Below are 24,243 nucleotides of genomic sequence, written 5' to 3' on the forward strand. Positions count from 1 at the left end.
CAACCGCGAATCAAACTTCCTCGACGCTGCTCGGCTCGCGCCGCGAGAGGTCGATGCCCAACTCCTCGGCGGCCCGGAACACCTCGTCGTCCGTCTCGCGCATCTCGAGGGCCACACCGTCGCTGGAGAGCACCTCAACGTTCAGGCACAGCGACTGCAGCTCCTTGAGGAGCACCTTGAAGGACTCCGGGATACCCGGCTCCGGGATGTTCTCGCCCTTGACGATCGCCTCGTAGACCTTGACGCGTCCGAGGACGTCGTCGGACTTGATCGTGAGCAGCTCCTGCAGCGCGTAAGCCGCGCCGTAGGCCTGCATCGCCCAGCACTCCATTTCACCGAAGCGCTGACCACCGAACTGCGCCTTACCACCCAGCGGCTGCTGCGTGATCATGGAGTAGGGACCGGTGGAGCGGGCGTGGATCTTGTCGTCGACCAGGTGGTTGAGCTTCAGGATGTAGATGTAGCCGACCGCGATCGGGTCCGGCAGCGGCTCGCCGGAGCGGCCGTCGAACAGCCGCGCCTTGCCGCTGGCCCCGATGAGCTGCTTGCCGTCCCGGTTGGGCAGCGTGCTGCTCATCAGGCCGGCGATCTCCTCCTCCTTGGCGCCGTCGAAGACCGGGGTCGCCACGTTGGTGTCCGGCTCGGACTCCCCCGCGTTGATGGCCTTCAGGGCGCGCTGCCACTCGTGTTCGTCGCCGTCGATCTTCCAGCCGGTCTTGGCCACCCACCCGAGGTGGGTTTCCAGGACCTGCCCGATGTTCATACGGCTCGGCACACCGAGCGGGTTGAGGACGATGTCGACCGGGGTCCCGTCCTCGAGGAACGGCATGTCCTCGACCGGCAGGATCTTGGAGATGACACCCTTGTTGCCGTGGCGGCCGGCGAGCTTGTCGCCGTCCTGGATCTTCCGCTTCTGGGCCACGTAGACGCGCACCAGCTCGTTCACGCCCGGGGACAGCTCGTCGCCGTCCTCGCGGCTGAACGTCCGCACGCCGATGACCGTGCCAGTCTCGCCGTGCGGCACCTTGAGGCTGGTGTCGCGGACCTCGCGGGCCTTCTCACCGAAGATCGCGCGCAGCAGCCGCTCCTCCGGGGTCAGCTCGGTCTCACCCTTGGGCGTGACCTTGCCGACGAGGATGTCGCCGGTGACCACCTCGGCGCCGATCCGGATGATCCCCCGCTCGTCGAGGTCGGCGAGCATTTCCTCGCTGACGTTCGGGATGTCGCGGGTGATCTCCTCCGGCCCCAGCTTGGTGTCGCGCGCGTCGACCTCGTGCTCCTCGATGTGGATCGAGGTGAGGACGTCGTTCTGCACCAGCTTCTGGGACAGGATGATCGCGTCTTCGTAGTTGTGCCCCTCCCAGGGCATGAACGCCACGAGCAGGTTGCGCCCGAGCGCCATCTCGCCCTCGTCGGTGCACGGGCCGTCGGCGATGACCTGCCCCGCCTCGACCCGCTGCCCCTCGAAGATCACCGGCTTCTGGTTGACGCAGGAGCCGGAGTTGGAGCGGCGGAACTTGTGCAGCAGGTAGGTCCGGCGGTGGCCGTCGTCCTGGTGGACGGTGACGTAGTCGGCGCACATGTCCTCGACGACCCCGCCGACCTCGGCCACGACCACGTCGCCGGCGTCGACCGCGGCACGGTATTCCATGCCGGTGCCGACCAGCGGCGACTCCGCCTTGACCAGCGGCACGGCCTGGCGCTGCATGTTGGCGCCCATCAGTGCCCGGTTGGCGTCGTCGTGCTCAAGGAACGGGATCATCGCGGTCGCGACCGAGGTCATCTGCCGCGGCGACACGTCCATGTAGTCGACCTGCTCGGCGGGGACGTTGTCGACCTCACCGCCCTTCCGGCGAACCAGGATCCGGTCCTCGGCGAAGTTGCCGTCGCTCTTCAGCGGAGCGTTGGCCTGCGCCTTGACGAACCGGTCCTCCTCGTCCGCGGTCAGGTAGTCGATCTGGTCGGTCACCTTGCCGTCGACGACCTTGCGGTAGGGCGTCTCGACGAAGCCGAACGGGTTGACCCGCGCGAACGTCGAGAGCGCGCCGATGAGACCGATGTTGGGACCCTCAGGGGTCTCGATCGGGCACATGCGGCCGTAGTGCGACGGGTGCACGTCACGGACCTCGAAGCCGGCCCGCTCACGGGACAGACCACCCGGGCCGAGCGCGCTCAGCCGGCGCCGGTGGGTCAGGCCCGCCAGCGGGTTGGTCTGGTCCATGAACTGCGAGAGCTGTGAGGTGCCGAAGAACTCCTTGATCGCCGCCACGACGGGACGGATGTTGATCAGGGTCTGCGGCGTGATCGCCTCGACGTCCTGGGTGGTCATGCGTTCGCGGACGACGCGCTCCATCCGGGACAGGCCCACGCGGACCTGGTTCTGGATGAGCTCGCCGACCGTGCGCAGCCGCCGGTTGCCGAAGTGGTCGATGTCGTCGGCCTCGTAGCCCTCTTCGCCCGTGTGCAGGCGGCAGAGGTACTCGACCGTGGCGACGATGTCCTCTTCGGTCAGGACGCCCTGGTTGATCGGCAGACCCAGTTCGAGCTTCTTGTTGAACTTGTATCGACCAACCTTGGCGACGTCGTACCGCTTCGGGTTGAAGAACAGGTTGTCGAGGAGGTTCTGCGCGTTCTCCCGCGTCGGCGGCTCACCAGGCCGCAGCTTGCGGTAGATGTCCAGCAGCGCCTCGTCCTGGCCGGCGATGTGGTCCTTCTCGAGCGTGGTCATCATGAGCTCGGACCAGCCGAACTTCTCACGAATCCGCTCGGCGGACCAGCCGATGGCCTTGAGCAGGACGGAGACCGCCTGCCGGCGCTTGCGGTCGATGCGGACACCGACGGTGTCGCGCTTGTCGATGTCGAACTCGAGCCAGGCACCCCGGCTCGGGATGACCTTGACACTGGTGAGGTCGCGGTCGGAGGTCTTGTCCGGCTGCTTGTCGAAATACACGCCCGGCGAGCGGACGAGCTGGCTCACCACGACGCGCTCGGTGCCGTTGATGATGAAGGTGCCCTTGGGCGTCATCATCGGGAAGTCACCCATGAACACCGTCTGGCTCTTGATCTCGCCGGTGGTGTGGTTGGTGAACTCCGCGGTCACGAACAGCGGGGCGCAGTAGGTCAGGTCCTTCTCTTTGCACTCCTCGATCGGGGCCTTGACCTCATCGAAGCGGGGCGCGGAGAACGACAGCGACATCGTGCCGGAGAAGTCCTCAATAGGACTGATCTCTTCGAGGATCTCCGCGAGCCCGGAACGGGCGTGCTGATCACCGGACGAGCGGCTCTGCCAAGCCTCATTGCCAACCAACCAGTCGAACGAGTCGGTTTGGATGGCGAGGAGGTTGGGAACCTCAAGGTGTTCGGTGATCCTGCCGAAGGAGACCCGGCGGGGAGCGTAAGCGCTCGAACTGGTCTTCGCAGGGCGGGAAGCTGCCAAGATGCGTCCTTCCGAGGACCGGTGGTGCAGACAGGCCGTTTCGCGTGCAGCCTGACGACCCCCGATGTGGAGGAGCCCATGAAGGGACACCTCACGCCGAAGGTGAAGTCAGAAGACAGCGCAAACTAGCAGTGTAGCCGCAAGGCTCACCGCTGTCCAGCGGCATCGTGCACGATGTTTCCAACGACCTTTTTTGAAGATCGTTTCCTCACCGGCCGAGCCGCTCGCATCGGTCGTGGCCTGCGGAATCCTGGCGATGCGCGCTGAGCCGGGCCCAAGAAGGGTCGGGGCACATCTGGTCGGTCCGCCCGGCCGCCGCGTCCGCGGAAGGCAGTGCCTGATTAGCGTGCCTGCCCGCCGGTCATCGCGTCAAGGGTTCCCACGCGCGTCGGGGCTTCGTGACAGATATCTCGCACACCGACCACTAAGTGTTGTGGTCGGCCCCCTAGATCTTGGGGTCCTTACAAGTTGCTTAAGAAAGAAGACGGCCGCCGGAGTCCGGCGGCCGTCTCGATCTCGCTGTACGAGTGGAGCAGGTTACTTGAGGGTAACCTTGGCGCCCTCGGCCTCGAGCTTGGCCTTGCCCTTCTCGGCGGTCTCCTTGTTGACCTTCTCCAGGACGGCCTTCGGCGCGGCCTCGACGAGGTCCTTGGCCTCCTTGAGGCCCAGGCCGGTCAGCTCGCGGACGACCTTGATGACCTGGATCTTCTTGCCGCCGTCGGCCTCGAGGACGAGGTCGAACTCGCTCTGCTCCTCGACGGGCTCGGCCGCGGCGCCGCCGCCACCGCCACCCTGCGCGATGGCGACCGGGGCGGCCGCGGTGACCTCGAAGACCTCTTCGAACTGCTTCACGAACTCGGAGAGCTCGATCAGCGTCATCTCCTTGAACGCGTCGAGGAGTTCGTCGGTGCTCAGCTTCGCCATGGTGGCGTTTCCTCTCAAAAGTTTTGACTAACGGGGGCGGGCCGGACTATTCGGCCGCGCCACCGGCTTCCTGCGCGCGCTTGTCCACCAGGGCCTGAGCGGTGCGGACGGCCTTCGACAGCGGAGCCTGGAACAGCGCCGCGGCCTTGGACAGGTTGCCCTTCATGGCGCCGGCCAGCTTCGCCAGCAGCACCTCACGGGACTCCAGGTCGGCCAGGCGACGGACCTCGTCCGCGCTGATGGCCTTGCCCTCGAAGACGCCGCCCTTGATGACGAGCATCGGGTTGGCCTTCGCGAACTCGCGGAGGCTCTTGGCCGCCTCCACGGGGTCCCCGCCGACGAAGGCGAGCGCGGTAGGACCGGAGAACAAATCGTCGAGTCCGCTGATGCCCGCATCGGTCGCGGCACGCTTCGCGAGCGTGTTCTTCGCGACGGCGTACGTGGTCTCGCGGCCCAGGTTGCGGCGCAGGGTCTTGAGCTGCGCCACGGTCAGGCCGCGGTACTCGGTCAGCACGGTGGCCGAGGAGCCCCGGAACTTGTCAGTGAGTTCCGCGACCGAAGTGGCCTTGTCGTCTCGAACCGGCTTGTCCGCCATGTCCCTCCTCTCTCCTTGCTACAGAGCTGGTCACCAGCCCCGGGCAATGAAAAACGCCCCGGGCGCAGGGGCGCACGGGGCTTCGGTGGGCACAGATCGTGCCGTCGTCGCTCGCATCGTCCCTGCGCGGGTCGCCCGCATTGCGGCGGGGCTTTCGATATCCGCTCACGCGGATATGACCAGCGGTCTTCGGGTTTGCGCTGCAACAGTACGTGACCGAGCGCGCTTTCACCAAATCACGCCTGTTCGCGTCGTATCCGCGCGTAGACGAGGGTGAAGACGGCGCTCCAGACCAGGGCCCACAGCGTGGTGACGGCGATCGTCGGCAGGTGCGCGGCACCGACCGTGTCGCGGGCGGTCGTCATCACCGGCGGGGCCAGCCACGGCACCGGGAAGCTCTTGAGCCCGAACACGATCGCGAACACGATGCCGGCCACCAGCACGGTCAGCCCGCGCCCGGTGTGCACCGTCACGGCCCGGCTGGCCAGCGCCCCCAGGACCACGGCCGGCAACAGCAACAGCAGGTGGGCCCAGACGCCGAGCGCGATGCCGGTGGACAGCGGCGGGTCACCGGCGCGCGGGGTCGTCACGCCGCCGACGACCCAGGGCAGGATCAGCGCGATGAGGATCGCGGGCAGACCGGCCACGAGGGCGGCGATCAGCCCGGCCGCGATCTCCCGCCCGGGTCCGCCGGCCGCGACCCGGCCCAGCCGCCGCTGGACGTCCGGCTCTACGTCCATGAGGATCTTGGTCTGCCAGGCCAGCACCGCGAACAGGATCGCCGCGGAGACGCCGTAGGCCTCGCCGGCCTGAGCCTGGCCGCCACCGTAGAGGATCGAGAGGACCACGAGGGCGCAGAAGAGCGGAGCCGCGGCGCGACCGGTCTGCACAAAGCCGGTCAGGCGCATCCGGACAAGGGCATTCATCGCTGGGGTACCTCATCCCGCACCGACAGCACATCGAAGCCGGCCGAGCGCAGGCGCGACACCACGTCACCGGCGTCCGCGGCGTCGACGGCCAGCTCGATCACCTTCTTGGCACCCGGGCGCTCGCCGGCGTGCACCTCGCCGTCGCGGACGTGCCAGCGGCGCGCGCCGGGCAGCCGCGCGACCTCGCCCAGGTGGTCACTGACGAGCACGGACCCGCCGCGGCCGACGACCTCGGCGACGATCGCCGGGACCTGTTCCCGGGTCTGCGCGTCGAGACCCTCCCAGGGCTCGTCGAGCACGAGCAGGCCGGGCGGCTGCAGCAGCGCCTGCACCAGGCCGACCTTCTGGGCCGAGCCCTTCGACAGCCGGCCGAGCCGCACGTCGAGGAAGTGGCCGAAGTCGAGCCGCTGGGCCCAGCGCTCGATGTCGGCGCCGGCGTCCAGGCCGCGGACCCGGCCCATGTGGGTGAGGTAGGCCCGGGCCGTGAACGGCTGGTCGGCCGGGAAGCGCTCGGGGACCCAGCCCACGACCTCCGGGCGCTCCGCGATGACGCCCCGGCCTGGGCGCAGTACCCCCGCCGCCAATTGCAGCAGCGTTGACTTGCCGGCACCGTTGGGCCCGGCCACGATCGCGGTCTCACCCGGCTCCAGCGCCAGGTCGACGGCGCGCAGCGTCCAGGGTGCGCGACGGCCGTATCGGAACCACACGTCCTGCAAACGCACCGGGACAGCGTGCCATAGGCATGCTGTCCCGGGTGTTCCCAGTCGGCTGGGAGATTGCTGAGCGTCGTTGCTACTCCGCTGCTCCAGGGGTGATGCTGTCGTCCTCGAGGAGGTTGCGGGTCTTGCTCGGGTCGACCGGGATGCCCGGGCCCATGGTGGTGGTGAGGAAGATCTTCCGGAGGTACTTGCCCTTGGCCGCCGAGGGCTTGGCCCGGTTGACCTCGTCGAGGACCGCCGCGTAGTTCTCGACCAGCTGCTGCTCGGAGAAGCTCGCCTTGCCGATGATCAGGTGCAGGTTCGAGTGCTTGTCCACGCGGTAGGTGATCTTGCCACCCTTGATCTCGTTGACCGCCTTGGTGACGTCCATGGTCACCGTGCCCGTCTTCGGGTTCGGCATCAGGCCGCGCGGGCCCAGGATCCGCGCGATCCGGCCGATCTTGGCCATCTGGTCGGGCGTGGCGATCGCGGCGTCGAAGTCCAGCCAGCCCTCCTGAATGCGGGCGACCAGCTCGTCCGTGCCGACCGCGTCGGCGCCGGCGGCCTCGGCCTCGGCGGCCTTGGGGCCCTGCGCGAAGACGATGACGCGGGCGGTCTTGCCGGTGCCGTGCGGGAGGTTGACCGTGCCGCGGACCATCTGGTCGGCCTTGCGCGGGTCGACACCCAGGCGCATGGCCACCTCGACGGTGGGGTCGAACTTCACGGTCGTGGTCTGCTTCGCCAGCCGGACGGCGGCGAAGGGGCTGTAGAGCGCGTTGCGGTCGACCTGGTCGACGGCCTTGCGGTAGTTCTTGCCGTGCTGCGACATGTCGCTGTTTTCTCCTGTGGTCTCAGTGCGGGCGCCTCGATGGGCGCCCTCCCACTTGTGCTGTGCGGGGGTGCGTCAGTCCTTGACGGTGATGCCCATGGACCGGGCGGTGCCGGCGATGATCCGCTCGGCCATCTCGATGTCGTTCGCGTTGAGGTCGGCCATCTTCTTCTCGGCCACCTCGCGCAGCTGCGCCTTGGTGATCGAGCCGACCTTGTCCTTCTGCGGCACACCCGAGCCCTTCGGCACACCGGCGGCCTTGAGCAGCAGGCGCGCGGCGGGCGGGGTCTTCAGGATGAACGTGAACGTGCGGTCCTCGTAGACGCTGATCTGCGCCGGGATGATGTCACCGCGCATGGACTCCGTCTGGGCGTTGTACGCCTTGACGAACTCCATGATGTTCACGCCGTGCTGACCGAGGGCGGGGCCGACCGGCGGCGCCGGCGTGGCCTGGCCGCCCGGCAGCTGAAGCGTGAAGGTCTTGACGAGCTTCTTCTTCGGAGGCATGGCTGTTTTCGTCTTCCTGGGCTGGAATCGTGTTTCGTGCGGTCAATACGCACGCGTGAGCGCCCGGCGACTGTGGCCGGACGCTCAAGCGTACCGCAGGCTCTATTGAGATCTTGACCAGGGCCTTTGGGCCGCCGGATTCAGATCTTGGTGACCTGGTTGAAGTTCAGCTCGACCGGGGTCTCACGGCCGAAGATCGAGACCAGCACCTTGAGCTTCTGCTGGTCGGCGTTGATCTCGCTGATCGTCGCCTGCAGCGAGGCGAACGCGCCGTCGGTGACGGTGACCGAGTCGCCGACCTCGAAGTCGAGGACCTTGACCTCGGGCTTGCCGGCCTTCTTGCCCGCCTCCGGCTGGACCGCGGGAGCCAGCCACTTGAGCACCTCGTCGAGCGACAGCGGCGCCGGGCGGTCGGCCCGGTCCGTCGCGCCGACGAAGCCGGTGACACCCGGCGTGTTACGCACGCACGAGTAGGACTCCGGGGTGAGCTCCATCCGGACGAGGATGTAGCCGGGGAAGACCTTGTTCTGCACCTGGGTGCGCTTACCGTTCTTGATCTCGACCTCTTCGCGCGTCGGGACCTCGACCTGGTAGATGAACTCTTCCATGTCGAGGCTCGTGATGCGGGTCTCGAGGTTGGTCTTGACCTTGTTCTCGTAGCCGGCGTAGGAGTGCACGACAAACCAGTCACCGGGCGCGAAGCGCAGTGCGGCACGCAGCTCGGCGACGGGGTCCTCGGCTTCAGACGCCACCGTCGGGCTGGCGGCCGTCATCACCGTCGACGCTTCCTCGTGCTCCTCGTCGTCGGTTCCGGGCGTCTCGTCGAATTCCTGCACGCTGCTCACTTCCGTCTGTCTGTCTTCGGTTTGTGGCGCCGGCCGCATGATCCCCCGGCTGGTTGATCCCGGCGCCGCCGACCGCCTACTGGTCGGCCGCGCTGCCGTTGCCGAAGGACCAGAGGACGAGCTTGGCGAAGCCGTAGTCGAGGCCGCCGACGATAGCCAGCATGACGATCACGAACACCACTACGACCAGGGTGTAGGTGGTCAGCTCCTTGCGGGTCGGCCAGATAACTTTACGCAGCTCGGCGACAACCTCGCGGATGAAGTTGATGAGCCGCGCGAAGATGTTGTTGGAGCCGCCCTCTTTGACCTTGATCTTCTTGCTCGGCCGGTCCTTCAGGTCCTTGGACTTCGCGTCCTTGGCCTTGCCCTTGGCCCGGCCGTTGCGGCTCGAGTCGTCGTCATCGTCGTCGAGGTCATCCTCGTCGGCGTCGTCGACGTCGTCGGTGGTGTCGAGGCGGTCCAGCTCGTCAGCGAACTCTTCCTCGATGGCGGCGTCCTCGGCGCTGAGCTCCTCTTCACGGCGATCGTCGGCGGGGTTGGTCCCGCGTCGCCTGCGTTCGGCCACTTTCGCCCTCTTCCGTGATCTCGCGAGTGCTCGGTCCGTTTCGGCCGGCAGCAAGACCCCGGGTCCGATGCTCGACCCGTAGACCACCGGTTCGGCTTCGGCCGCGGTCACCGGCAGGAGCCGGCGGCGCTCGGTCAGTCGAACCGTGACCGCTGTGGCCGACGCCCCGGCCTTCCAGCCGGGTGCACCGGGCCCAGGTCAGGCCTTCGGCGCAGGGGCGACAGGACTCGAACCTGCAACCTGCGGTTTTGGAGACCGCTGCGCTACCAATTGCGCCACACCCCTTCGTGAGAAAGGTCCTCCACACAGGCCTTGTTGCGCCTGTGTCGAGTTGCTCACCCCACGGCGGACCAGTGTACGGGTTCCTGACGGGATATCCCAACCACCCCCCTCTAGGAGCTACGGACGATCGCCTTCGCCGCCCCGAGGATCTTGTCCCCCCGGCACGTCGCGGTGACATCGATCTGCACCAGGCCGTCATCCAGGGCCTTCTTCACCACTCCAGCGATGACGATCTCGGTGCCCTCGTCGTCATCGGGCACGACGACGGGGTTCGCGAAACGGGTGGAAAATTCCACGATCGCGGCGGTACCACCAACCCAGCATGCCACCGCCTGCCCGGCCAGCCCCATGGTGAGCATGCCGTGCGCGATTACACCGGGGAGGCCGACGGCGGTCGCCTGCCGGTCGTTCCAGTGGATCGGGTTGAAGTCGCCGGACGCGCCCGCGTAGCGCACCAGGGTGGCGCGGGTGACCCGGAAGGTCTGGGTCGGGAACTCGGTGCCTGGCTGCATTGTCAGCCCTCCCCACGGATCACGAGCCGGGTCCAGATCGTCACGACCGGTTCACCCTCGACGGTGGAAACTTCATGCCGGGTGGTGAGAAACGCGTGCCCGGCCCGGCTGCTGATCTCCTCCACCGCCATCACGGTGACGAGGTGGTCGCCGGCCTGGATGGGCCGCACGTAGCGGAACGTCTGGCCGCCGTGCACGACCCGGCTGTAGTCCAGGCCGAAGTGCGGGTCGTCGACGAGCTGCTGGCCGGCGTTCTGGCTGAGGATGATCGCGAAGGTGGGCGGCGCGATCACGTCGCTGTAGCCCTTGGCCCGGGCCTCGGCGAGGTCACGGTGCACGGGGTCGGCGGCGAAGATCGCGTCGGCGAACTCGCGAATCTTCTCCCTCCCCACCTCATACGGCGGGGTCGGCGGGTACACCCGGCCCAGGAACGACTGATCAAGCGGCATGCCGAGGAATTTACCGGTCGGCCGGTCATGGCCTTTGGTTGGGCTTTGCTTGGCTTCTCCGGCGCTCGTCTTCTCCAGCGCTTGGCTGCTCGAGCGCTCGGCTTTCTCGAGCGCGACGAAGCCCCGACCTTCGCGGCCGGGGCTTCGTGGCGTGTCGTATGAGGTGGCCGGGGGTGTGGGGGGCGCGGAGCCCCCTGCCCGGGCGGGAGCGAAGCGGCCCGGAATCCTCAGCCTTGCCTTTATCGGTTGTTGCTTTTTATCGCGTTTCGCGGTGCAGGGTGTGCTTGCCGTCCCGGGGGCAGAACTTCTTCAGCTCGATGCGGTCCGGGTCGTTGCGCCGGTTCTTCTTGGTGATGTAGTTGCGCTCTTTGCACTCCGTGCACGCCAGCGTGATCTTCGGACGAACGTCGGTCGCCTTGGCCATGGCGAAGTGCCTTCCTTCAGAGCTTCAAAGTGGGGTGGGATTCAGACCCAGCGAACCAGCATAGCGGCTCACACAGTTGGACGCCCAATCGGGCGTCCCGTAGTGCCTCTGTAGCGGTGGCCGGACTTGAACCGGCGACACAGCGATTATGAGCCGCTTGCTCTGCCATCTGAGCTACACCGCCGCGGGCGGACTCGATGTCTCAAGCCCGGTCTCGAGCCCCCTTACGGAATCGAACCGTAGACCTTCTCCTTACCATGGAGACGCTCTGCCGACTGAGCTAAGGGGGCGCATCGCCTACGTTCCCTGACGGTCCCGCACACGCGCTCGCTAAGAGTACACGGCCCCGGCCTGGCCGCGAAATCGACTTACCCTCTTTCGGTTTCTTCGCTGCTCAGATGCCGTTTTAGGGCACTGCGCGGAGCCAGCGCACTTCGCCTTCCGGGGCCTCCGTCGAGTCCTCCGCGGTCTGCACCTGGAGCCACGATTCGAAGCGCTCATACGGCAGCGGGCGGCTGAAGAGGAAGCCCTGGCCCATGTCGCAGCGCATGTCCTCGAGCAGCCCCAGGGTGAGCTCACTCTCGACGCCCTCGGCGACGACGTCGAGCTCGAAGTTGCGGGCCATGTCGACGATCGTGCGCACGATGGCGAGGTCGCTGGGCGAGGTGGCCATGCCCTGCACGAAGGTCCGGTCGATCTTGACCTCCTGGACCGGCAGCCGGCTCAGGTCCGCGAACGACGAGCGGCCGGCCCCGAAGTCGTCGACCGACAGCCGGACACCGAGGTCACGCAGCCGGGTCAGGGTCGACAGCGCGCGCCCGCCGGCCAGCAGCCCCTCGTCCTCGGCGATCTCCAGGATCAGCCGGTCGGCCGGGACGCCGTGCTCGTCGAGCAGCTCAGAGATCTGCAGCGGCAGGTCGGAGTCGCCGAGGGCACGGGTGGACAGGTTGACGGCCACGACGAGCGGCCGCCCGGCGTCGGCCCACTCCCGGGCCCGCCGGATGCCCTCGCGGAGCACCACGCCGTTGAGCCGGTTGAGCTGCCCGGTGTGCTCGGCGACGGCCACGAAGTCCGGCGGCGCGACCTGGCCGTGGACGGGGTGCTCCCAGCGGGCCAGGCACTCGACGCCGACCAGCCGGCGGTCGGTGAGGGCGACCTTGGGCTGGAAGTACACCTCGAGCTCCCCGCCGGCGAGGGCGGTGCGCAGATCGGCGGCCAGCCCGACGCGGCGGACGGCCCGGGACTGCAGGCCCGCGTTGAAGACCTGCACGATGCCCCGCGACTTCGCGACGTGCGTGGCCACGTGGGCCCGCTGCAGCAGCTCCTCGGGCTCCGTGCCGTGCTCGGGGTAGATCGCCACCCCGACGTATGTGTCGATGTCGATCGTGAGCGAGTCGATCACCATCGGGTCGCGCAGCCCCTGCCGCAGCGTGTCGGCGACGGTCGCGGCCGCATCGCCGCTGGCCGTGCGCAGCTCGATCGCGAACTCGTCGTCGCCGACCCGGGCCACCAGCGCACCCTGGGGCGCGAGCGCCCGCAGCCGCCGGGCCACCTCGGCCAGGACCTTGTCACCGGCGGCGTGCCCGAGCGAGTCGTTGACCTGGCGCAGAGCGACGACGTCGAACAGCAGGACGGCGACCACCTCGCGGGCCCCACGCCCGCCCATCGCCTCGCCGAGCGCCTCCAGCATCCGGCGGCGGTTGGCCAGCCCGGTCAGTGCGTCGTGGTTGGCGTCGAACTGCAGCCGGTCGACGAGCCGGCTGTTCTCGACCGCGACCCCGGTGTGCGCCGCGAGCGTCTCGATCAGCTGGATGTCGTCGCGGCCGAACTCGGTCCGCTCGCCGAGCCGGCCGGCGACCTCCAGCGTGCCGATGGTGACACCGCCGGAGCGCAGAGGCACCACGATGATGTCCTTGACGCCGGCCTCCTGCAGCACCGATCGCAGTTCCGCGTCGCCGACCCGCGGGCCGGTCGCGACCGTCCGCCCGGTCCGCATCGCGAGCTCGCGGAAGAGATCCGGTGTCGGGGCGGCGTCGAGCAGGCCCGGGTAGTCGAACCGGGCCGACAGCAGCACCTCCTGGTGGCGCCCCTGACGGGGCAGCCACAGCGAGGCGGAGTCGGCGACCAGCAGCGCCCGGACCCGGCCGAGCAGGACGTCGGGCAGCGTGCCGTCGTGGTTGGTGCTGGCGATGTCGCGGGTGAGGCCGTACATCTCCATGAGCGACTTGTGCTGCCGCTGGAACCGCGCGTAGGCCCGGTTGCCCAGCACCAGCGCGATCGCGATGAAGACCAGCAGCAGGCTCGCCCACGGGTTGGCCTGCAGCGTCAGCAGCATCACCAGGCCGAGCACGATGCCGACGCCCATCACCGCGTGCCCGGGCAGGGCCGTGCGCAGGAACTGCGGCAGGTGCGCGACGCCCTGCACGATCGTCATGACACCGGCGATCGCCACCAGGTTGATGATGTTGCTCACGACGATGGCCAGCGCGAGCACCAGCCAGGTGCGCGGCTCGGTCGGCTCCCCGAGGTGCATCGTCGCGACGACCAGCGTGGCCCCGGCGACACCGGCGAAGTGGCTGGCGGCGTTGAACGCGACCTTGTGCGGGCCGAGCCGGAGCTTGAACACGTTCCAGCTCAGACTGGCGATGACCCGGATGAAGATCACCAGTACCGGCGACAGGTAACAGAGCGCCAGCAGGATCGGCACGTCGTTCATGCCGATCGCCAGCACCTGCCGACGGACGTCCAGGCGCAGCTGCATGTGTGTCGCCACGATCGCGAACAGCAGCAGCAGGGGCGCGTACTGGATGTTGTGCGTCAGTGAGTAGGACCGGTCGGAGAGGATGCCCGGCAGCGCCATCGCGATCCCCAGGACCAGGAGCGGACCGGTGATCAGCCAGGCGTGCGTATCAGCGCGCCGGATCGGCGTCTTGGGTGCGGGCACCAGTTCCCCATTCGCGCACAGCAAAGGTCAAGGCTCGACCGGTCGCCGGCTGCGATGGCGACGGGCTCGGTCACTCCCAGCTGTAGTCCTCGGTGAAGAAGATCTGCTCGGATGACGCAGTGTTCTGTTGAACGTGAGTCGCCGCGGCCGGCAACTTGCGGATCAGGCCGATCGTGGACGTGTCGGCGTTGGCCGCGACAGTCCCCAGGCCTAACACCAACGACCCAGCCCCGATGGTCACCGCCAACCGCACAATCCACCGGCCCAGCGTCTTCTCGCGCATCTATTGCTCCCATGCGATCAGTGCGACACGTGGCACGGTTTAGATACCCACGATCGTGCCACAAGCCACGTCAGGACCAACAGAGCGCGGGCCAAGATGACGCGGTCGCGAGGAAGAATCGACCTTTCGGCCGATTTCAGGTCTGGCGAACCGGCTATATCGCTTCACTCGTCGCAGCATCACCGCAACGTTTCGGCGTCGTCGTGGGTCGGCCTTCGTCGAACCCGGTCACCGCATCCGCCACTCCGTCGAGCCGTTCGGTCGCCACAACCTCCCACAAAACGGACGCCCCATCCGGCGACCCGCCGTCGGTACTCGCGGTTACGCGAGATTCTCACTTCCCGCCCAGTTCGGCGCATTCCGGACGAGCCCGCAGACTTTCCCGCCGCCACTTCCTCCTGACGGACACGTCCGGACTCCCGCTTGCGGGCCACCGGCCCGCCCGGCCCGCCCGGTCCGCAGACGGATCGCGGAGTCCGCCGGGCCGGTCTCGCGCCGCGGGGAAGAGCGCCGCGCGCGTGGCGCCAACGCCCGGGCGCCGCGCTCTCCCCCGCACCTTTCTCGACGCCTTCTTTCGTCGTGCCGTCTTTCGCGAAGTCCTCTTTCATACGCGTTCTTTCCTCACGTTCTCGGCGCCTTCATGCGACGAGCCCGCCGCTGCCCCCGCTCGGTCCGGCCTTGGCCACCTTCCGGCGGACCCGCGCCTTCGCCTTCGCCCGCCCCGTGGCCACGATCTCCCGCCAATTGGGCTCGACGGCGACCACCGCGCGCTCGATCCACGCGACCGCATCCCCCTCGGACTCGAACGCCCGGGTCCGCACCCGCCCCTCCGGACCACCCCGGCGAAGCTCGACCTGCCACCGGCCGTCGGCCGCGTTGTGCACGAAGACGTCCCGGCGCGTGAGCCGCGACCAGCTGCCGTTCCACCACCGTCGCTCGTTCATGCCGATAGCTTAGAACAGGTGTACGACATTTTTTGGGGCTCGGGCCGCCGCCACCCGTCCGGGTCCGGTGTTACCTTCCGAACGTGGAGTTTCCGGGGAAGGGTCTCGCCAAGGGACTGGCCGTCACGCTGGGCACGATGACCAAGCGGTCGCACACCCAGCAATACCCGGACGTCGAACCCGACCTCCCGCCCCGGTCGCGCGGTGTGATCGCGCTGCTGGAAGAGAACTGCACGGTGTGCATGCTCTGCGCGCGGGAGTGCCCGGACTGGTGCATCTACATCGACTCGCACAAGGAAGAGGTCATGGTCCCCGGCGCCGCCCGGGCCCGCCAGCGCAACGTCCTCGACCGGTTCGCGATCGACTTCTCGCTCTGTATGTACTGCGGCATCTGCATCGAGGTGTGCCCGTTCGACGCGCTGCACTGGTCGCCCGAGTTCGAGTACGCCGAGCACGACATCCGCGACCTGCTCCACGAGAAGCAGCGGCTGGAGGAGTGGGTGCCGACCGTACCGGCCCCGCCCGCGCACGACCCCCGCGGCGAGCCGGCCAAGGAGCAGACGGCGGCGGCCAAGCGCGCCGCCCGCGACGCCGGCTGAGCCCGGCCCCGAGCGCAACTTGATGTTGCGCGGGAACCGACGGTGATCGCGGGGCGGCCCGGCGGTCGATTCCTGTCACACCCGGATGGCAGGATGTCGGCCATGAGGGTGGCGCAGCGATGACCGTGGCCGACGTGCTCACGCTGGCGCTCGGCGCTGTGGCGCTGGGCGCCGGCCTCCTGGTCGTGACCACCCGGCACGTGGTGCGGGCCGGGCTCTGGCTCGTCGTCGCCCTCGGCGCGATCGCGGGCCTCTATCTGGTCCTCACCGCCGAGCTCGTGGCCTGGGTCCAGGTGCTCGTCTACGTCGGGGCCGTCGTCGTGCTGCTCCTCTTCGCCGTGATGCTCACCCGGGCCCCGATCGGCGCCAGCGACGACCTCGACCGGGCCCGGTGGCCGGGCGCCCTGGTCGGCGCCGGCGCCGGGGCCGGCCTTGCGGCCCTGCTGATCGACGCGTTCCGGTGGACCCGGGTCACGATGCCGGAGCCCGGCACTGCCGAGCGCCTCGGTGCGGCCCTGTTCAAGACCTGGGTGCTGCCGTTCGAGCTGATCTCGGTCCTGCTGCTGGCCGCGCTGGTCGGCGCGATCGTGGTCTCCCGCCCCGACATCGGCGCCCGTCCGGCCGACCGGAGGCGCGGCTGATGCATCCCGCGCTCCCGTTCACCATCGCCGCCCTGCTGTTCGGCATCGGGGTCTACGGCGTGCTGGTCCGGCGCAACGCCGTCCTGCTGTTGATGGCCGTCGAGCTCATGCTCAACGCGGTCAACCTGGTCTTCGTGACCGCCGACGCCACCATCCGGGCCGCGGTCCCCCAGGCCGGCCAGTCCTTCACGCTCTTCGTGATCGTCCTGGCGGCCGCCGAGATCGGCGTCGGGCTCGCCTTGATCCTGCAGCTGTACCGGCTGCGGCGCACGGTCGACGTCGACGACCTGCCGCTCACGGAAGAGCCGCCGCCCGCGGCGGAAACCGGCGCCGACGGAGCGGAGGTGGCGCGATGAGTGTGGACGCGCTGGGAGTCGCTCTGCCGGCCGTGCCCGTGGGAGCCGGGCTGGTCGGCCTGATCTTGCGGTACCGGATGCGCGGTCTTGCCGTTCTGCTCGGCGTGGGCGGTGCGCTCGTCGCGCTCGGCTGCGCGATCGCGGTCGCGCTCCGGGGCGTGCGCGGAGCCGATCCCGGGATCACGGTGGCCGAGTTCGGCCGGGTCGGCGTGACGTTCGGGACCTGGCTCGACGGGCCCGCCGGGCTCGTCGCCGTGGCCGTCGGGGTCGTGGCGCTCTGCGTACAGATCTACTCCGTGGCCTATCTGCACGACGACGAGCGATACGCGCCTTACGCCGCGCAGGTGAGCCTCTTCACCGGGGCGATGCTGCTGGTCGTCGTGTCCGGCGACCTCATCGCGCTGCTGGTGGGGTGGGAGGTCATGGGCATCTGCTCATACCTGCTCATCGGGCACGATCGGCGGCTCCCCGAAGCGCCGCGGGCGGCGGTGAAGGCGTTCATCGTGACGCGGGTCGGCGACGTCGGGTTCCTGCTCGGGATCGTGGTGCTGGGGCTGCACGCGCACAGCTTCCGGATCGCCGACGTGTTCGCGGCGGCCGGGTCGGGGGCGATCTCCGGCGGCGCGCTGACCGCGGCGTGCGTGCTGCTGCTGGCCGGGGTCGCGGGCAAGAGCGCCCAGTTCCCGCTGCACACGTGGCTGCCCGACGCGATGGCCGGCCCGACTCCGATCTCGGCGCTGATCCACGCCGCGACGATGGTGGCGGCCGGCGTCTACGTGGTGGCGCGGCTGTATCCGCTGTTCGAGCGCTCGACACCGGCGCTGGTCGTGCTCGCGGTGATGGCCTCGGTGACCATGCTGCTCGGCGCGCTCAGCGCGCTCGGGCAGGACGACATCAAGCGGGTGCTCGCCTGGTCGACGGTGAGCCAGCTCGGATACATGACCGGGGCGCTGGCCGTCGGCGCCCCCTCGGCCGCGCTGTTCCACCTGCTCACCCACGCGGCGTTCAAGGCGCTGCTGTTCCTCGCGGCGGGCTCCGTGATCCACGCCGTCGGCAGCAACCTGATGTCGGCGATGGGCGGGCTGCGGTCACGCATGCCGGTGACGTTCTGGACGATGACGATCGGGCTCGGGGCGCTGGCCGGGGTGCCGCCGCTGGCCGGGTTCTGGAGCAAGGACGCGATCCTGGAGGCGGCGACCGGGTCCGGGCCGGTGCCGCGCGGGGTGGCGTGGATCGTGCTCGGATCGGCGGCGCTGACGGTGGCGGTGACCGCGGCATACGTGGTGCGGCTGTGGCGCCGGACGTTCTTCGGCGCGCCCCGCGGGGCCGCGGCCGAGGCCGGGCACGAGCCGTCCTGGGCGATGCGCGGACCGCTGGTGGCCCTGGCCGTGCCGGCGGCGCTGCTCGGACTGGCCGGCCTGCTGCCCGGGTTCAGTGCCCGGCTCGGCTCCCACGAACGGGTCGCGCACCTGGGCTGGATGACCGTGGCCGCGCTGGTGCTGTTGGCCGTCGGTGGCCTGCTCGCCTGGCGCCGCGACCCGGCCGCCGCGCCGCCCGACACCCGCCTCGGACGGCTCCTCGCCAATGCCTTCTACTTGGACGCGGTGCAGCACGCGCTCGTCACCCAGCCGATGGTGGCGCTGGCCCGCCTGGCCCGCCGCTCCGACGAGGGCCTCGTGGACGGCGCCGTCGACGGGGTCGGCACGGGCGCCGGCGGGCTCGGCGGCCTGCTCGCCCGCGCACACACCGCCGCACTCCCCCGAGCCGCGACCGCGGTCCTGACCGGCGCCGTGGTCATCGCCGCCGTGATCGTCCTCGCGCTGGAGGTGGGCCGATGACCTCCGCACAGACGCTGCTGCTGGCGACGCTGTCGCTGCCGGCGATCGGGGCGCTGTTCGCGGCCGCGATGCCGGCGCGGCTGGACCGGCTCGCGCGGGTCGGCGGGCTCCTGTTCGCCGCGGCCACCGCCGGCGTGGTCGTCGCCCTCGGGGTGGCGCGCACGGATACCCCGGGGGTGCGGCGGATCGAGCCGTTCGCGGAGGTCGACCTGCCGTGGGCGCCGACGCTGAGCCTGCGGTTCCACATCGGCGTGGACGGGATCTCCTACCCGCTCGTCGCCCTCACCGCCCTGCTGACGCTGCTCTGCTGCGCCTACTGCCTGTGGCGGGTGCCGGAGCCGGGGCGCGGGCGGCTGCTCGTGTCGCTGCTGCTGGTGCTGCAGGCCGGGATCACCGGCGTGTTCCTCGCCCTCGACCTGGTCCTGTTCTTCGTGTTCTTCGAGGTCGTGCTCCTGCCCATGTATGCGGTGATCGCAGTCTGGGGCGGGGCCGACCGGCGGCGGGCGGCGCGCAAGTTCGTGCTTTACACGCTGTTCGGGTCGGTGCTGCTGCTCATCGGGGTCTTCGTGGTGGTGTCGTCGTCCGGCACCGGCGACCTGGTGGCGCTGAGCGACCCGGCGGTCCGGCCGATGTCGGCGGGGATGCAGCTGCTGGCGTTCGTGCTGCTGGCCCTGGCGTTCGCGGTGAAGAGCCCGCTCTGGCCGCTGCACACCTGGCTGCCCGCCGCGCACACCGAGGCCCCGACGGTCGGGTCGGTGATCCTGGCCGGGGTGCTGCTGAAGATGGGCACCTACGGACTGCTGCGGGTCGCGGTCGGCGTGGCTCCCGACGGCGCCGCCCGCTGCGCGCCCGTCCTGGGGATCCTCGCCACGGCGGCGATCATCGCGGGCGGCCTGATCTGCCTGGCGCAGACCGAGCTGAAGCGGCTCATCGCCTACTCCTCGGTCGGCCACATGGGCTTCGTCCTGCTCGGCGTGTCCACGCTGACCGCCACCGGGATGCAGGCCGCGCTCATCGGCAATATCGCGCACGGCATCGTCACCGGGCTGCTGTTCTTCGTCGCCGGGGGGATCAAGGACCGCACCCACACGGGTGACCTCGACCGGCTCGGCGGGCTCCGCGAGACGGCACCGGCGCTGAGCGGGGTGCTGGCCTTCGCGGCGATCGCCTCGCTCGGGCTGCCGGGCCTGGCCGGGTTCTGGGGTGAGGCGTTCGCCGTCGTCGCCGCCTTCGAACGGGGCGGGCCGCTGTGGACCGCGCTGGGTGCGGTGGCGGCGGCCGGGGCCGCGCTGGCGGCGGCGTACTTCCTGCGGCTGCTGCGCCGGGTCACCCACGGACCGGCCACACCCCTCGTCGCCGCGCTCGCCCTGCCGCTGCCCGCCCCGCTCGGCGGCCGCGCGCCGCTCGGGCCGACCGGACAGCCCCGTGCCGACGGACCGGTCGCCGAGAGCGGAGCGGGTGCCGACGGCCGGGATCAGGTCGGTGCCGGCAACGGTGTTGGTGGCGCTCGGCTGACGGCGGGTGAGCTCGTGGCCTGGGGGCCGCTGGTCGTGCTCACGCTGGCCGTCGGTGTCGCGCCGGTTCTGGTGCTGGAGTGGTCCAACGCGGCCGTCGAGGCGCTGGCGGGGGTGTTCGGGCGATGAGGATCGATCAGGTGGCGTTGATCCCCGCATACGTGGCGGCGGGGACGGCGGTGCTCGCGCTGCTCGTGGATCTGCTCTGGCCCGCGCGGCGGGGGCCGGTGATGGGCGCGACCGCGCTCGGGATGGCCGGCGTGATCGCGGCGGCTATCGCGGTCGGGGCCGGGGGTGACCATCGGAGCGCGTTCTGCTTCGGGCCCGACCAGTGCTCACTCGTGCTCGACCCGGCGGCCGCGATCGTGGCCGGTGTCTTCGCCGGGCTGGCGCTCGGGGCGCTCGGGCTCTCCGTGCCGCTGCTGCGGACCGGCGAAGTGCCCGTCGGGGAATACTGCTTCCTGCTGGCCTGTTCCCTCGCCGGGGCCGTGGTGCTGGGCGGCGCCCGTGACCTGATCACGCTGATCGTGGCGCTGGAGACGTTGACGCTCCCGCTCTACCTGCTGGTCGGGCTGCGGCGGGGCGCTCGGGAGGGCGGGACGGCGGCGGTCACGTTCTTCGTGGTGAGTGTGGTGTCGACGGCAGTGGCGCTGCTCGGGGCCGCGCTCGTGTTCACCGCCACGGGCGGCGTGCACTTCTCGGACATCGCGGCCGGGCCGGGGCACCTGGCCGGGCAGTCGGTCGCCGTCGGAGCACCGGGGGCCGCGACCGCGGCGCTGCTCAAGGCCGGCGTCGTGCTATTGCTGGTCGGGCTCGGGTTCAAGGTCGCCGCGGTGCCGGCCCACGCCTGGGCGCCCGCGACGTATGACGGGGCGCCGCTGCCGATCGCGGCCTACCTGTCGACCGCGTCCAAGCTCGGCGGGGTCGTCGCGCTGCTGCTGGTCGGCGTCTCGGCGGCGCGGCCGGTGCTGTCCACGTCCGGGCTGACACTCGCGGTGCTGGCCGTGCTGAGCATGACCGTCGGCAACCTGGTGGCACTGCGGCAGCGGCGGATGGTGCGGCTGCTGGCCTGGTCGTCGGTCGCGCAGGCCGGCTACCTGCTCGCGCCGCTGGGTGCCCTGATCGCCGCCGACGAGGTGACGCCGCTGCTGGTGGCGGCCGCGATCGGCTACGCCTTCTTCTACGTGATCCTGGAGTTCGCCGCGTTCGGGGCCCTCGTCGCGGTCCGCGGGGCCGGCGATGGCGGGACGATAGCCGACTACCGCGGGCTGGCGCGGCGGTCGCCGTGGCTGACCGCGGTGCTGGTGCTGGCCCTGGCCGGGCTGGCGGGGCTGCCGCCGGGGCTCGCCGGGCTGTTCGCGAAGGTCGCGGTGGTGCGGTCGCTGCTCGGCGGGGACGCGACCTGGCTGGCGATCGTGGTGGCGGTCAACGCTGTGATCGGGCTGGCGTACTACGTCCGGGTGGGTGCCACGTTCTTCGCCGCTCCTGAGTCCCCGGCCGGCGATGTGCTGGCGCCGGCGGTGCGGGTGCCTTGGACGGTGGCGGCCTCGTTGGCGGTGGCGGCTTTGGTGGCGGTGCTTGTCGGGTTCGGGCCGGAGGTGGTGATGCGGGCCGCTGGGACGTTCGGATAGCGCGAGCAGTCGGCTCGTGCGCTCGCGGGCTCGCGGGCTCGTGGGCTGGTGCGCTCGTGGGCTCGTGGGCTGGTGCGCTCGTGGACTTATCGGGGTGGCATCGCTGCTGGGCGGTAGGGGTGCGGCGTCGACGGCTTTTGGGTGTTTTGGTGGGGGCTGCCGGTTTGGCTGGGAGTGGCGGGGGTGGAGGCGCGGGGGTGGAGGCTTTCAGGTAGCTCACAGCTTGCGTTGGGAAGGGGTACGGGGAGTTGCGGTGTTCTTAGAGGCATGCAGCACAAGCATTTCAACGGCTTGAAGACGGCGGCGCTTCTTGGGCTGCTGACGTCTCTTATTTTGCTTGTCGGCTACTGGCTCGGCGGTAGCGCTGGACTTGTCATCGCCGTGTTCGTGGCGCTGGGCATGAACGCGTTCAGCTACTTCTACTCGGACAAGCTGGCGTTGCGGGCCATGAACGCGCAGCCGGTCAGCGAGGCTCAGGCGCCCCAGTTGTACGCGATGGTGCGGGAGCTGGCCACGTCGGCTGGGCAGCCCATGCCCCGGCTTTACATCAGTCCTACGCGGCAGCCCAACGCGTTCGCGACCGGGCGCAACCCGCAGAACGCGGCCGTGGCCGTCACCTCCGGGATTCTGGAGATGCTGACGCCGCGTGAGCTTCGTGGGGTTATTGGACACGAGCTCTCCCACGTGTACAACCGCGACATTTTGATCTCGAGTGTCGCCGGGGCGCTCGGTGGCATGATCACCATGCTGGCCAACCTGGCGATCTTTCTGCCGCTCGGTTCCAGTGACGACGAGGAGGGGCCCGGCATCGGCGGGCTGCTGCTCATGATGATCCTGGGGCCGCTGGCCGCGTCGGTGATCCAGCTGGCGATCAGCCGGAGCCGGGAGTACCAGGCGGACGAGTCCGGGGCGCGGCTCACTGGTGACCCGCTGGCCCTGGCCAGTGCGCTGCGGAAGATCCACCGGGGGACGCAGGCGCTGCCGTTGCCGGCCGATGGGCAGATGGCCAGCCAGGCCCACCTCATGATCGACAACCCGCTCAAGGGTGGTGGGATCGCGTCGCTGTTCTCGACGCACCCGCCGATGGAGCAGCGGGTGGCGCGGCTCGAGCAGATGGCCGGGCTCGCGCTGCATCGCTGATCCGCTTCGAGCCGACCGGCGGTAAGGAGCGGTCGGGGCTGCGGCTCGTACCATGAGCGGTGGAAAACACATGTGAACAGCTGGAGGGCTCGCCGTACCATCGGCGGGCTCTCTGCTTTTGTAACAGGTGCGAAACGAGGTCTGCCGTGCGGCAGTACATGTCCGTGTGGCGGCTTCCCGGCGCGCCCCTGCTGCTCATCGTCGGCGTCGCGGCCCGGCTCGGGCTCGGGATGGTGTCGCTGGCGCTGTTGTTGCTGCTCCAGCAGGCCAACGGGCGGTATGCGCAGGCGGCGCTGGCCTGCTCCGTCTACGCGATCGCGAGTGCGGCGGCCAGCCCGATCGTGGGGCGGCTGGCCGATCGGATCGGTCCGGCTCCGGTGTTGTTGGTCACCGGCTTGCTGTACCCCTGCAGCCTGATCTTTTTGCTTGTCGCCGGGCTGAACGATCTGCCGCTCGGCGTCGTGCTCGCCGCGGCGGTGCTCGCCGGGATCACGTTTCCGCCGCTCACGGCGGCCGTGCGCGGGACCTGGAACGCATTGACCGTCCATGATGCCGAGGTCCGGGTCACGGCACTGGCGGCCGAGACGGCGCTGTTCGAGCTCGTGTTCGTCGTGGGGCCGCTGCTGGTCGCGCTCTGTGTGGCCCTGTGGCAACCGGCGGTGGCCCTGGGTACGGCGGCGGTGGTGACGTTCGTCGGGACGCTCACGGTGGCGCGGGGGCAGGCGATCCGCTCGTGGCGGCGGCCGGCGGAGCACACGCCGGCGCGAGGGCTGGGGCCGCTGCGGGTACCGGGGTTCGCGGCGCTGCTGGTGACCGCGCTCGGCGTCGGGTTCGCGTTCGGCGGAATCGGGGTGGCGGTGCCGGCGTACGCGACGGCCTACGTCGCCGACGATCCCGAGAGCGTCGGCGGCATCCTGCTCGGCGTCTGGGGCATCGGCAGCGCGGCCGCGGGTGTGTGGTTCGGCAGCCGGCCGCGGCCCGGAGCGCGGCTGCGGTGGCTGCTCGTCGCCGTGGCCGGCAGCCTGGCGATCCTCGCCGCGATGCCCAACGCGCTCGCGCTGGGCGTGGCGCTCGTCATCGGCGGGGCGACGATCGCGCCCGCGCTGACCGTGCAGAACTCGATGGTCGGGCTGATCGTGCCGCCGTCGATGCTGAACGAGGCGTACACGTGGCTGGTCACCGTCTCCATCGGCGCCAGCGCGGCCGGGGTCGGAGTGACCGGGCTGGTCGTGGACCGGCCGGGCGGGGCCGTCTGGGCGTTCCTGCTGGCCGGGGCCTCGGTGGCGGCGGGCGCCCTGGTCGCGCCGACCGCGTTCACCCACACGGGCGACCGAAAACAGGCCGCCGTGTAGGGTCGG

General features: G+C 69.9%; 23 protein-coding genes and 3 tRNA genes. 8 read left to right on the forward strand and 18 right to left on the reverse strand.

Annotated elements, in window-relative coordinates:
• Positions 1 to 10 precede the first annotated feature (10 nt).
• The 18 genes from ACIA8L_RS38750 to ACIA8L_RS38835 all read right to left on the reverse strand — a co-directional run bounded on the left by ACIA8L_RS38750 (position 11) and on the right by ACIA8L_RS38835 (position 15,166).
• A complete protein-coding gene (locus ACIA8L_RS38750; RefSeq protein ID WP_395912472.1) occupies positions 11 to 3,436 on the reverse strand; it encodes a DNA-directed RNA polymerase subunit beta in 3,426 nt (1,141 codons plus the stop codon).
• 537 nt (positions 3,437 to 3,973) lie between these two features.
• Positions 3,974 to 4,360, reverse strand: coding sequence for a 50S ribosomal protein L7/L12 (rplL, locus tag ACIA8L_RS38755; RefSeq protein WP_395912474.1), 387 nt, complete (start codon positions 4,358 to 4,360; stop codon positions 3,974 to 3,976).
• A 46-nt stretch (positions 4,361 to 4,406) separates the two neighbouring features.
• Positions 4,407 to 4,955 carry a 50S ribosomal protein L10 gene (gene rplJ, locus ACIA8L_RS38760; protein ID WP_395912475.1) on the reverse strand — a complete coding sequence of 183 codons (549 nt, stop codon included), beginning with the start codon at positions 4,953 to 4,955 and terminating at the stop codon, positions 4,407 to 4,409.
• Between the two features lie 236 nt (positions 4,956 to 5,191).
• Positions 5,192 to 5,881: a hypothetical protein gene (locus ACIA8L_RS38765; RefSeq protein ID WP_395912477.1), complete on the reverse strand. Its 690-nt coding sequence runs from the start codon at positions 5,879 to 5,881 to the stop codon at positions 5,192 to 5,194.
• Positions 5,878 to 6,606 (reverse strand): ATP-binding cassette domain-containing protein, encoded by a 729-nt coding sequence (locus ACIA8L_RS38770; protein WP_395912479.1) that lies wholly within the window; start codon positions 6,604 to 6,606, stop codon positions 5,878 to 5,880. Before ACIA8L_RS38770 ends, ACIA8L_RS38765 begins: the two co-directional genes overlap by 4 nt.
• A gap of 70 nt (positions 6,607 to 6,676) precedes the next feature.
• Positions 6,677 to 7,411, reverse strand: a complete 735-nt coding sequence (gene rplA, locus ACIA8L_RS38775) for a 50S ribosomal protein L1 (protein WP_395912481.1) — start codon at positions 7,409 to 7,411, stop codon at positions 6,677 to 6,679.
• A gap of 75 nt (positions 7,412 to 7,486) precedes the next feature.
• The gene (gene rplK / locus ACIA8L_RS38780) at positions 7,487 to 7,918 is read right to left on the reverse strand and encodes a 50S ribosomal protein L11 (RefSeq protein WP_395912482.1); all 432 of its coding nucleotides are present in this window, start codon (positions 7,916 to 7,918) and stop codon (positions 7,487 to 7,489) included.
• 140 nt (positions 7,919 to 8,058) lie between these two features.
• A complete protein-coding gene (gene nusG / locus ACIA8L_RS38785) occupies positions 8,059 to 8,754 on the reverse strand; it encodes a transcription termination/antitermination protein NusG (protein ID WP_395912483.1) in 696 nt (231 codons plus the stop codon).
• An 85-nt stretch (positions 8,755 to 8,839) separates the two neighbouring features.
• Positions 8,840 to 9,328 carry a preprotein translocase subunit SecE gene (secE, locus tag ACIA8L_RS38790; protein ID WP_395912484.1) on the reverse strand — a complete coding sequence of 163 codons (489 nt, stop codon included), beginning with the start codon at positions 9,326 to 9,328 and terminating at the stop codon, positions 8,840 to 8,842.
• Between the two features lie 212 nt (positions 9,329 to 9,540).
• Positions 9,541 to 9,613, reverse strand: a tRNA-Trp gene (locus ACIA8L_RS38795).
• A gap of 107 nt (positions 9,614 to 9,720) precedes the next feature.
• Complete coding sequence (locus ACIA8L_RS38800) at positions 9,721 to 10,122, reverse strand: MaoC family dehydratase (RefSeq protein ID WP_395912486.1); 402 nt, start codon at positions 10,120 to 10,122, stop codon at positions 9,721 to 9,723.
• Positions 10,123 to 10,124: 2 nt separating this feature from the next.
• Entirely contained in the window at positions 10,125 to 10,571 is a 447-nt protein-coding gene (locus tag ACIA8L_RS38805) for a MaoC family dehydratase N-terminal domain-containing protein (RefSeq protein ID WP_395912487.1), read from the reverse strand.
• A 256-nt stretch (positions 10,572 to 10,827) separates the two neighbouring features.
• The gene (gene rpmG / locus ACIA8L_RS38810; protein ID WP_350619868.1) at positions 10,828 to 10,995 is read right to left on the reverse strand and encodes a 50S ribosomal protein L33; all 168 of its coding nucleotides are present in this window, start codon (positions 10,993 to 10,995) and stop codon (positions 10,828 to 10,830) included.
• Between the two features lie 111 nt (positions 10,996 to 11,106).
• Positions 11,107 to 11,179, reverse strand: a tRNA-Met gene (locus ACIA8L_RS38815).
• 33 nt (positions 11,180 to 11,212) lie between these two features.
• Positions 11,213 to 11,285: transfer RNA gene (locus ACIA8L_RS38820), tRNA-Thr, on the reverse strand.
• 116 nt (positions 11,286 to 11,401) lie between these two features.
• Positions 11,402 to 13,939 carry a putative bifunctional diguanylate cyclase/phosphodiesterase gene (locus ACIA8L_RS38825; protein WP_395912489.1) on the reverse strand — a complete coding sequence of 846 codons (2,538 nt, stop codon included), beginning with the start codon at positions 13,937 to 13,939 and terminating at the stop codon, positions 11,402 to 11,404.
• Positions 13,940 to 14,009: 70 nt separating this feature from the next.
• Positions 14,010 to 14,222: a hypothetical protein gene (locus ACIA8L_RS38830; RefSeq protein ID WP_395912491.1), complete on the reverse strand. Its 213-nt coding sequence runs from the start codon at positions 14,220 to 14,222 to the stop codon at positions 14,010 to 14,012.
• A gap of 638 nt (positions 14,223 to 14,860) precedes the next feature.
• Entirely contained in the window at positions 14,861 to 15,166 is a 306-nt protein-coding gene (locus tag ACIA8L_RS38835; RefSeq protein ID WP_395912492.1) for a hypothetical protein, read from the reverse strand.
• A 137-nt stretch (positions 15,167 to 15,303) separates the two neighbouring features.
• Here ACIA8L_RS38835 and ACIA8L_RS38840 point away from each other — a divergent pair, with 137 nt between their 5' ends.
• The 8 genes from ACIA8L_RS38840 to ACIA8L_RS38875 all read left to right on the forward strand — a co-directional run bounded on the left by ACIA8L_RS38840 (position 15,304) and on the right by ACIA8L_RS38875 (position 24,237).
• The gene (locus ACIA8L_RS38840) at positions 15,304 to 15,765 is read left to right on the forward strand and encodes a 4Fe-4S binding protein (protein ID WP_395912874.1); all 462 of its coding nucleotides are present in this window, start codon (positions 15,304 to 15,306) and stop codon (positions 15,763 to 15,765) included.
• A 119-nt stretch (positions 15,766 to 15,884) separates the two neighbouring features.
• A complete protein-coding gene (locus ACIA8L_RS38845; protein ID WP_395912494.1) occupies positions 15,885 to 16,406 on the forward strand; it encodes an NADH-quinone oxidoreductase subunit J in 522 nt (173 codons plus the stop codon).
• Entirely contained in the window at positions 16,406 to 16,762 is a 357-nt protein-coding gene (nuoK, locus tag ACIA8L_RS38850) for an NADH-quinone oxidoreductase subunit NuoK (protein ID WP_395912495.1), read from the forward strand. The genes ACIA8L_RS38845 and nuoK overlap by 1 nt, the downstream gene beginning before the upstream one ends.
• Entirely contained in the window at positions 16,759 to 18,600 is a 1,842-nt protein-coding gene (locus ACIA8L_RS38855) for an NADH-quinone oxidoreductase subunit L (RefSeq protein WP_395912497.1), read from the forward strand. The genes nuoK and ACIA8L_RS38855 overlap by 4 nt, the downstream gene beginning before the upstream one ends.
• On the forward strand, positions 18,597 to 20,243 hold the full coding sequence (locus ACIA8L_RS38860) for a NuoM family protein (RefSeq protein ID WP_395912499.1): 1,647 nt from the start codon (positions 18,597 to 18,599) through the stop codon (positions 20,241 to 20,243). Before ACIA8L_RS38855 ends, ACIA8L_RS38860 begins: the two co-directional genes overlap by 4 nt.
• The gene (locus ACIA8L_RS38865) at positions 20,240 to 21,745 is read left to right on the forward strand and encodes an NADH-quinone oxidoreductase subunit N (protein WP_395912500.1); all 1,506 of its coding nucleotides are present in this window, start codon (positions 20,240 to 20,242) and stop codon (positions 21,743 to 21,745) included. The genes ACIA8L_RS38860 and ACIA8L_RS38865 overlap by 4 nt, the downstream gene beginning before the upstream one ends.
• 267 nt (positions 21,746 to 22,012) lie before the next feature.
• The gene (htpX, locus tag ACIA8L_RS38870) at positions 22,013 to 22,885 is read left to right on the forward strand and encodes a zinc metalloprotease HtpX (protein WP_395912501.1); all 873 of its coding nucleotides are present in this window, start codon (positions 22,013 to 22,015) and stop codon (positions 22,883 to 22,885) included.
• Between the two features lie 146 nt (positions 22,886 to 23,031).
• Entirely contained in the window at positions 23,032 to 24,237 is a 1,206-nt protein-coding gene (locus tag ACIA8L_RS38875; protein WP_395912503.1) for an MFS transporter, read from the forward strand.
• Positions 24,238 to 24,243: the final 6 nt, after the last annotated feature.

The organism is Dactylosporangium sp. NPDC051541 (assembly GCF_044454505.1).
In the GTDB taxonomy this organism is placed as follows: Bacteria; Actinomycetota; Actinomycetes; order Mycobacteriales; family Micromonosporaceae; genus Dactylosporangium.

What these genes read in the sequence shown, in the direction of transcription:
- rplL (WP_395912474.1), bottom strand. Translation starts at nt 4,360, where the DNA reads ATGGCGAAGCTGAGCACCGACGAACTCCTCGACGCGTTCAAGGAGATG.
- nuoK (WP_395912495.1), top strand. Translation starts at nt 16,406, where the DNA reads ATGCATCCCGCGCTCCCGTTCACCATCGCCGCCCTGCTGTTCGGCATC.
- ACIA8L_RS38830 (WP_395912491.1), bottom strand. Translation starts at nt 14,222, where the DNA reads ATGCGCGAGAAGACGCTGGGCCGGTGGATTGTGCGGTTGGCGGTGACC.
- rpmG (WP_350619868.1), bottom strand. Translation starts at nt 10,995, where the DNA reads ATGGCCAAGGCGACCGACGTTCGTCCGAAGATCACGCTGGCGTGCACG.
- ACIA8L_RS38860 (WP_395912499.1), top strand. Translation starts at nt 18,597, where the DNA reads ATGACCTCCGCACAGACGCTGCTGCTGGCGACGCTGTCGCTGCCGGCG.
- ACIA8L_RS38835 (WP_395912492.1), bottom strand. Translation starts at nt 15,166, where the DNA reads ATGAACGAGCGACGGTGGTGGAACGGCAGCTGGTCGCGGCTCACGCGC.
- ACIA8L_RS38865 (WP_395912500.1), top strand. Translation starts at nt 20,240, where the DNA reads ATGAGGATCGATCAGGTGGCGTTGATCCCCGCATACGTGGCGGCGGGG.
- ACIA8L_RS38800 (WP_395912486.1), bottom strand. Translation starts at nt 10,122, where the DNA reads ATGCAGCCAGGCACCGAGTTCCCGACCCAGACCTTCCGGGTCACCCGC.
- ACIA8L_RS38855 (WP_395912497.1), top strand. Translation starts at nt 16,759, where the DNA reads ATGAGTGTGGACGCGCTGGGAGTCGCTCTGCCGGCCGTGCCCGTGGGA.
- rplA (WP_395912481.1), bottom strand. Translation starts at nt 7,411, where the DNA reads ATGTCGCAGCACGGCAAGAACTACCGCAAGGCCGTCGACCAGGTCGAC.
- ACIA8L_RS38840 (WP_395912874.1), top strand. Translation starts at nt 15,304, where the DNA reads ATGACCAAGCGGTCGCACACCCAGCAATACCCGGACGTCGAACCCGAC.
- ACIA8L_RS38805 (WP_395912487.1), bottom strand. Translation starts at nt 10,571, where the DNA reads ATGCCGCTTGATCAGTCGTTCCTGGGCCGGGTGTACCCGCCGACCCCG.
- htpX (WP_395912501.1), top strand. Translation starts at nt 22,013, where the DNA reads ATGCAGCACAAGCATTTCAACGGCTTGAAGACGGCGGCGCTTCTTGGG.
- ACIA8L_RS38845 (WP_395912494.1), top strand. Translation starts at nt 15,885, where the DNA reads ATGACCGTGGCCGACGTGCTCACGCTGGCGCTCGGCGCTGTGGCGCTG.
- rplJ (WP_395912475.1), bottom strand. Translation starts at nt 4,955, where the DNA reads ATGGCGGACAAGCCGGTTCGAGACGACAAGGCCACTTCGGTCGCGGAA.
- ACIA8L_RS38765 (WP_395912477.1), bottom strand. Translation starts at nt 5,881, where the DNA reads ATGAATGCCCTTGTCCGGATGCGCCTGACCGGCTTTGTGCAGACCGGT.
- rplK (WP_395912482.1), bottom strand. Translation starts at nt 7,918, where the DNA reads ATGCCTCCGAAGAAGAAGCTCGTCAAGACCTTCACGCTTCAGCTGCCG.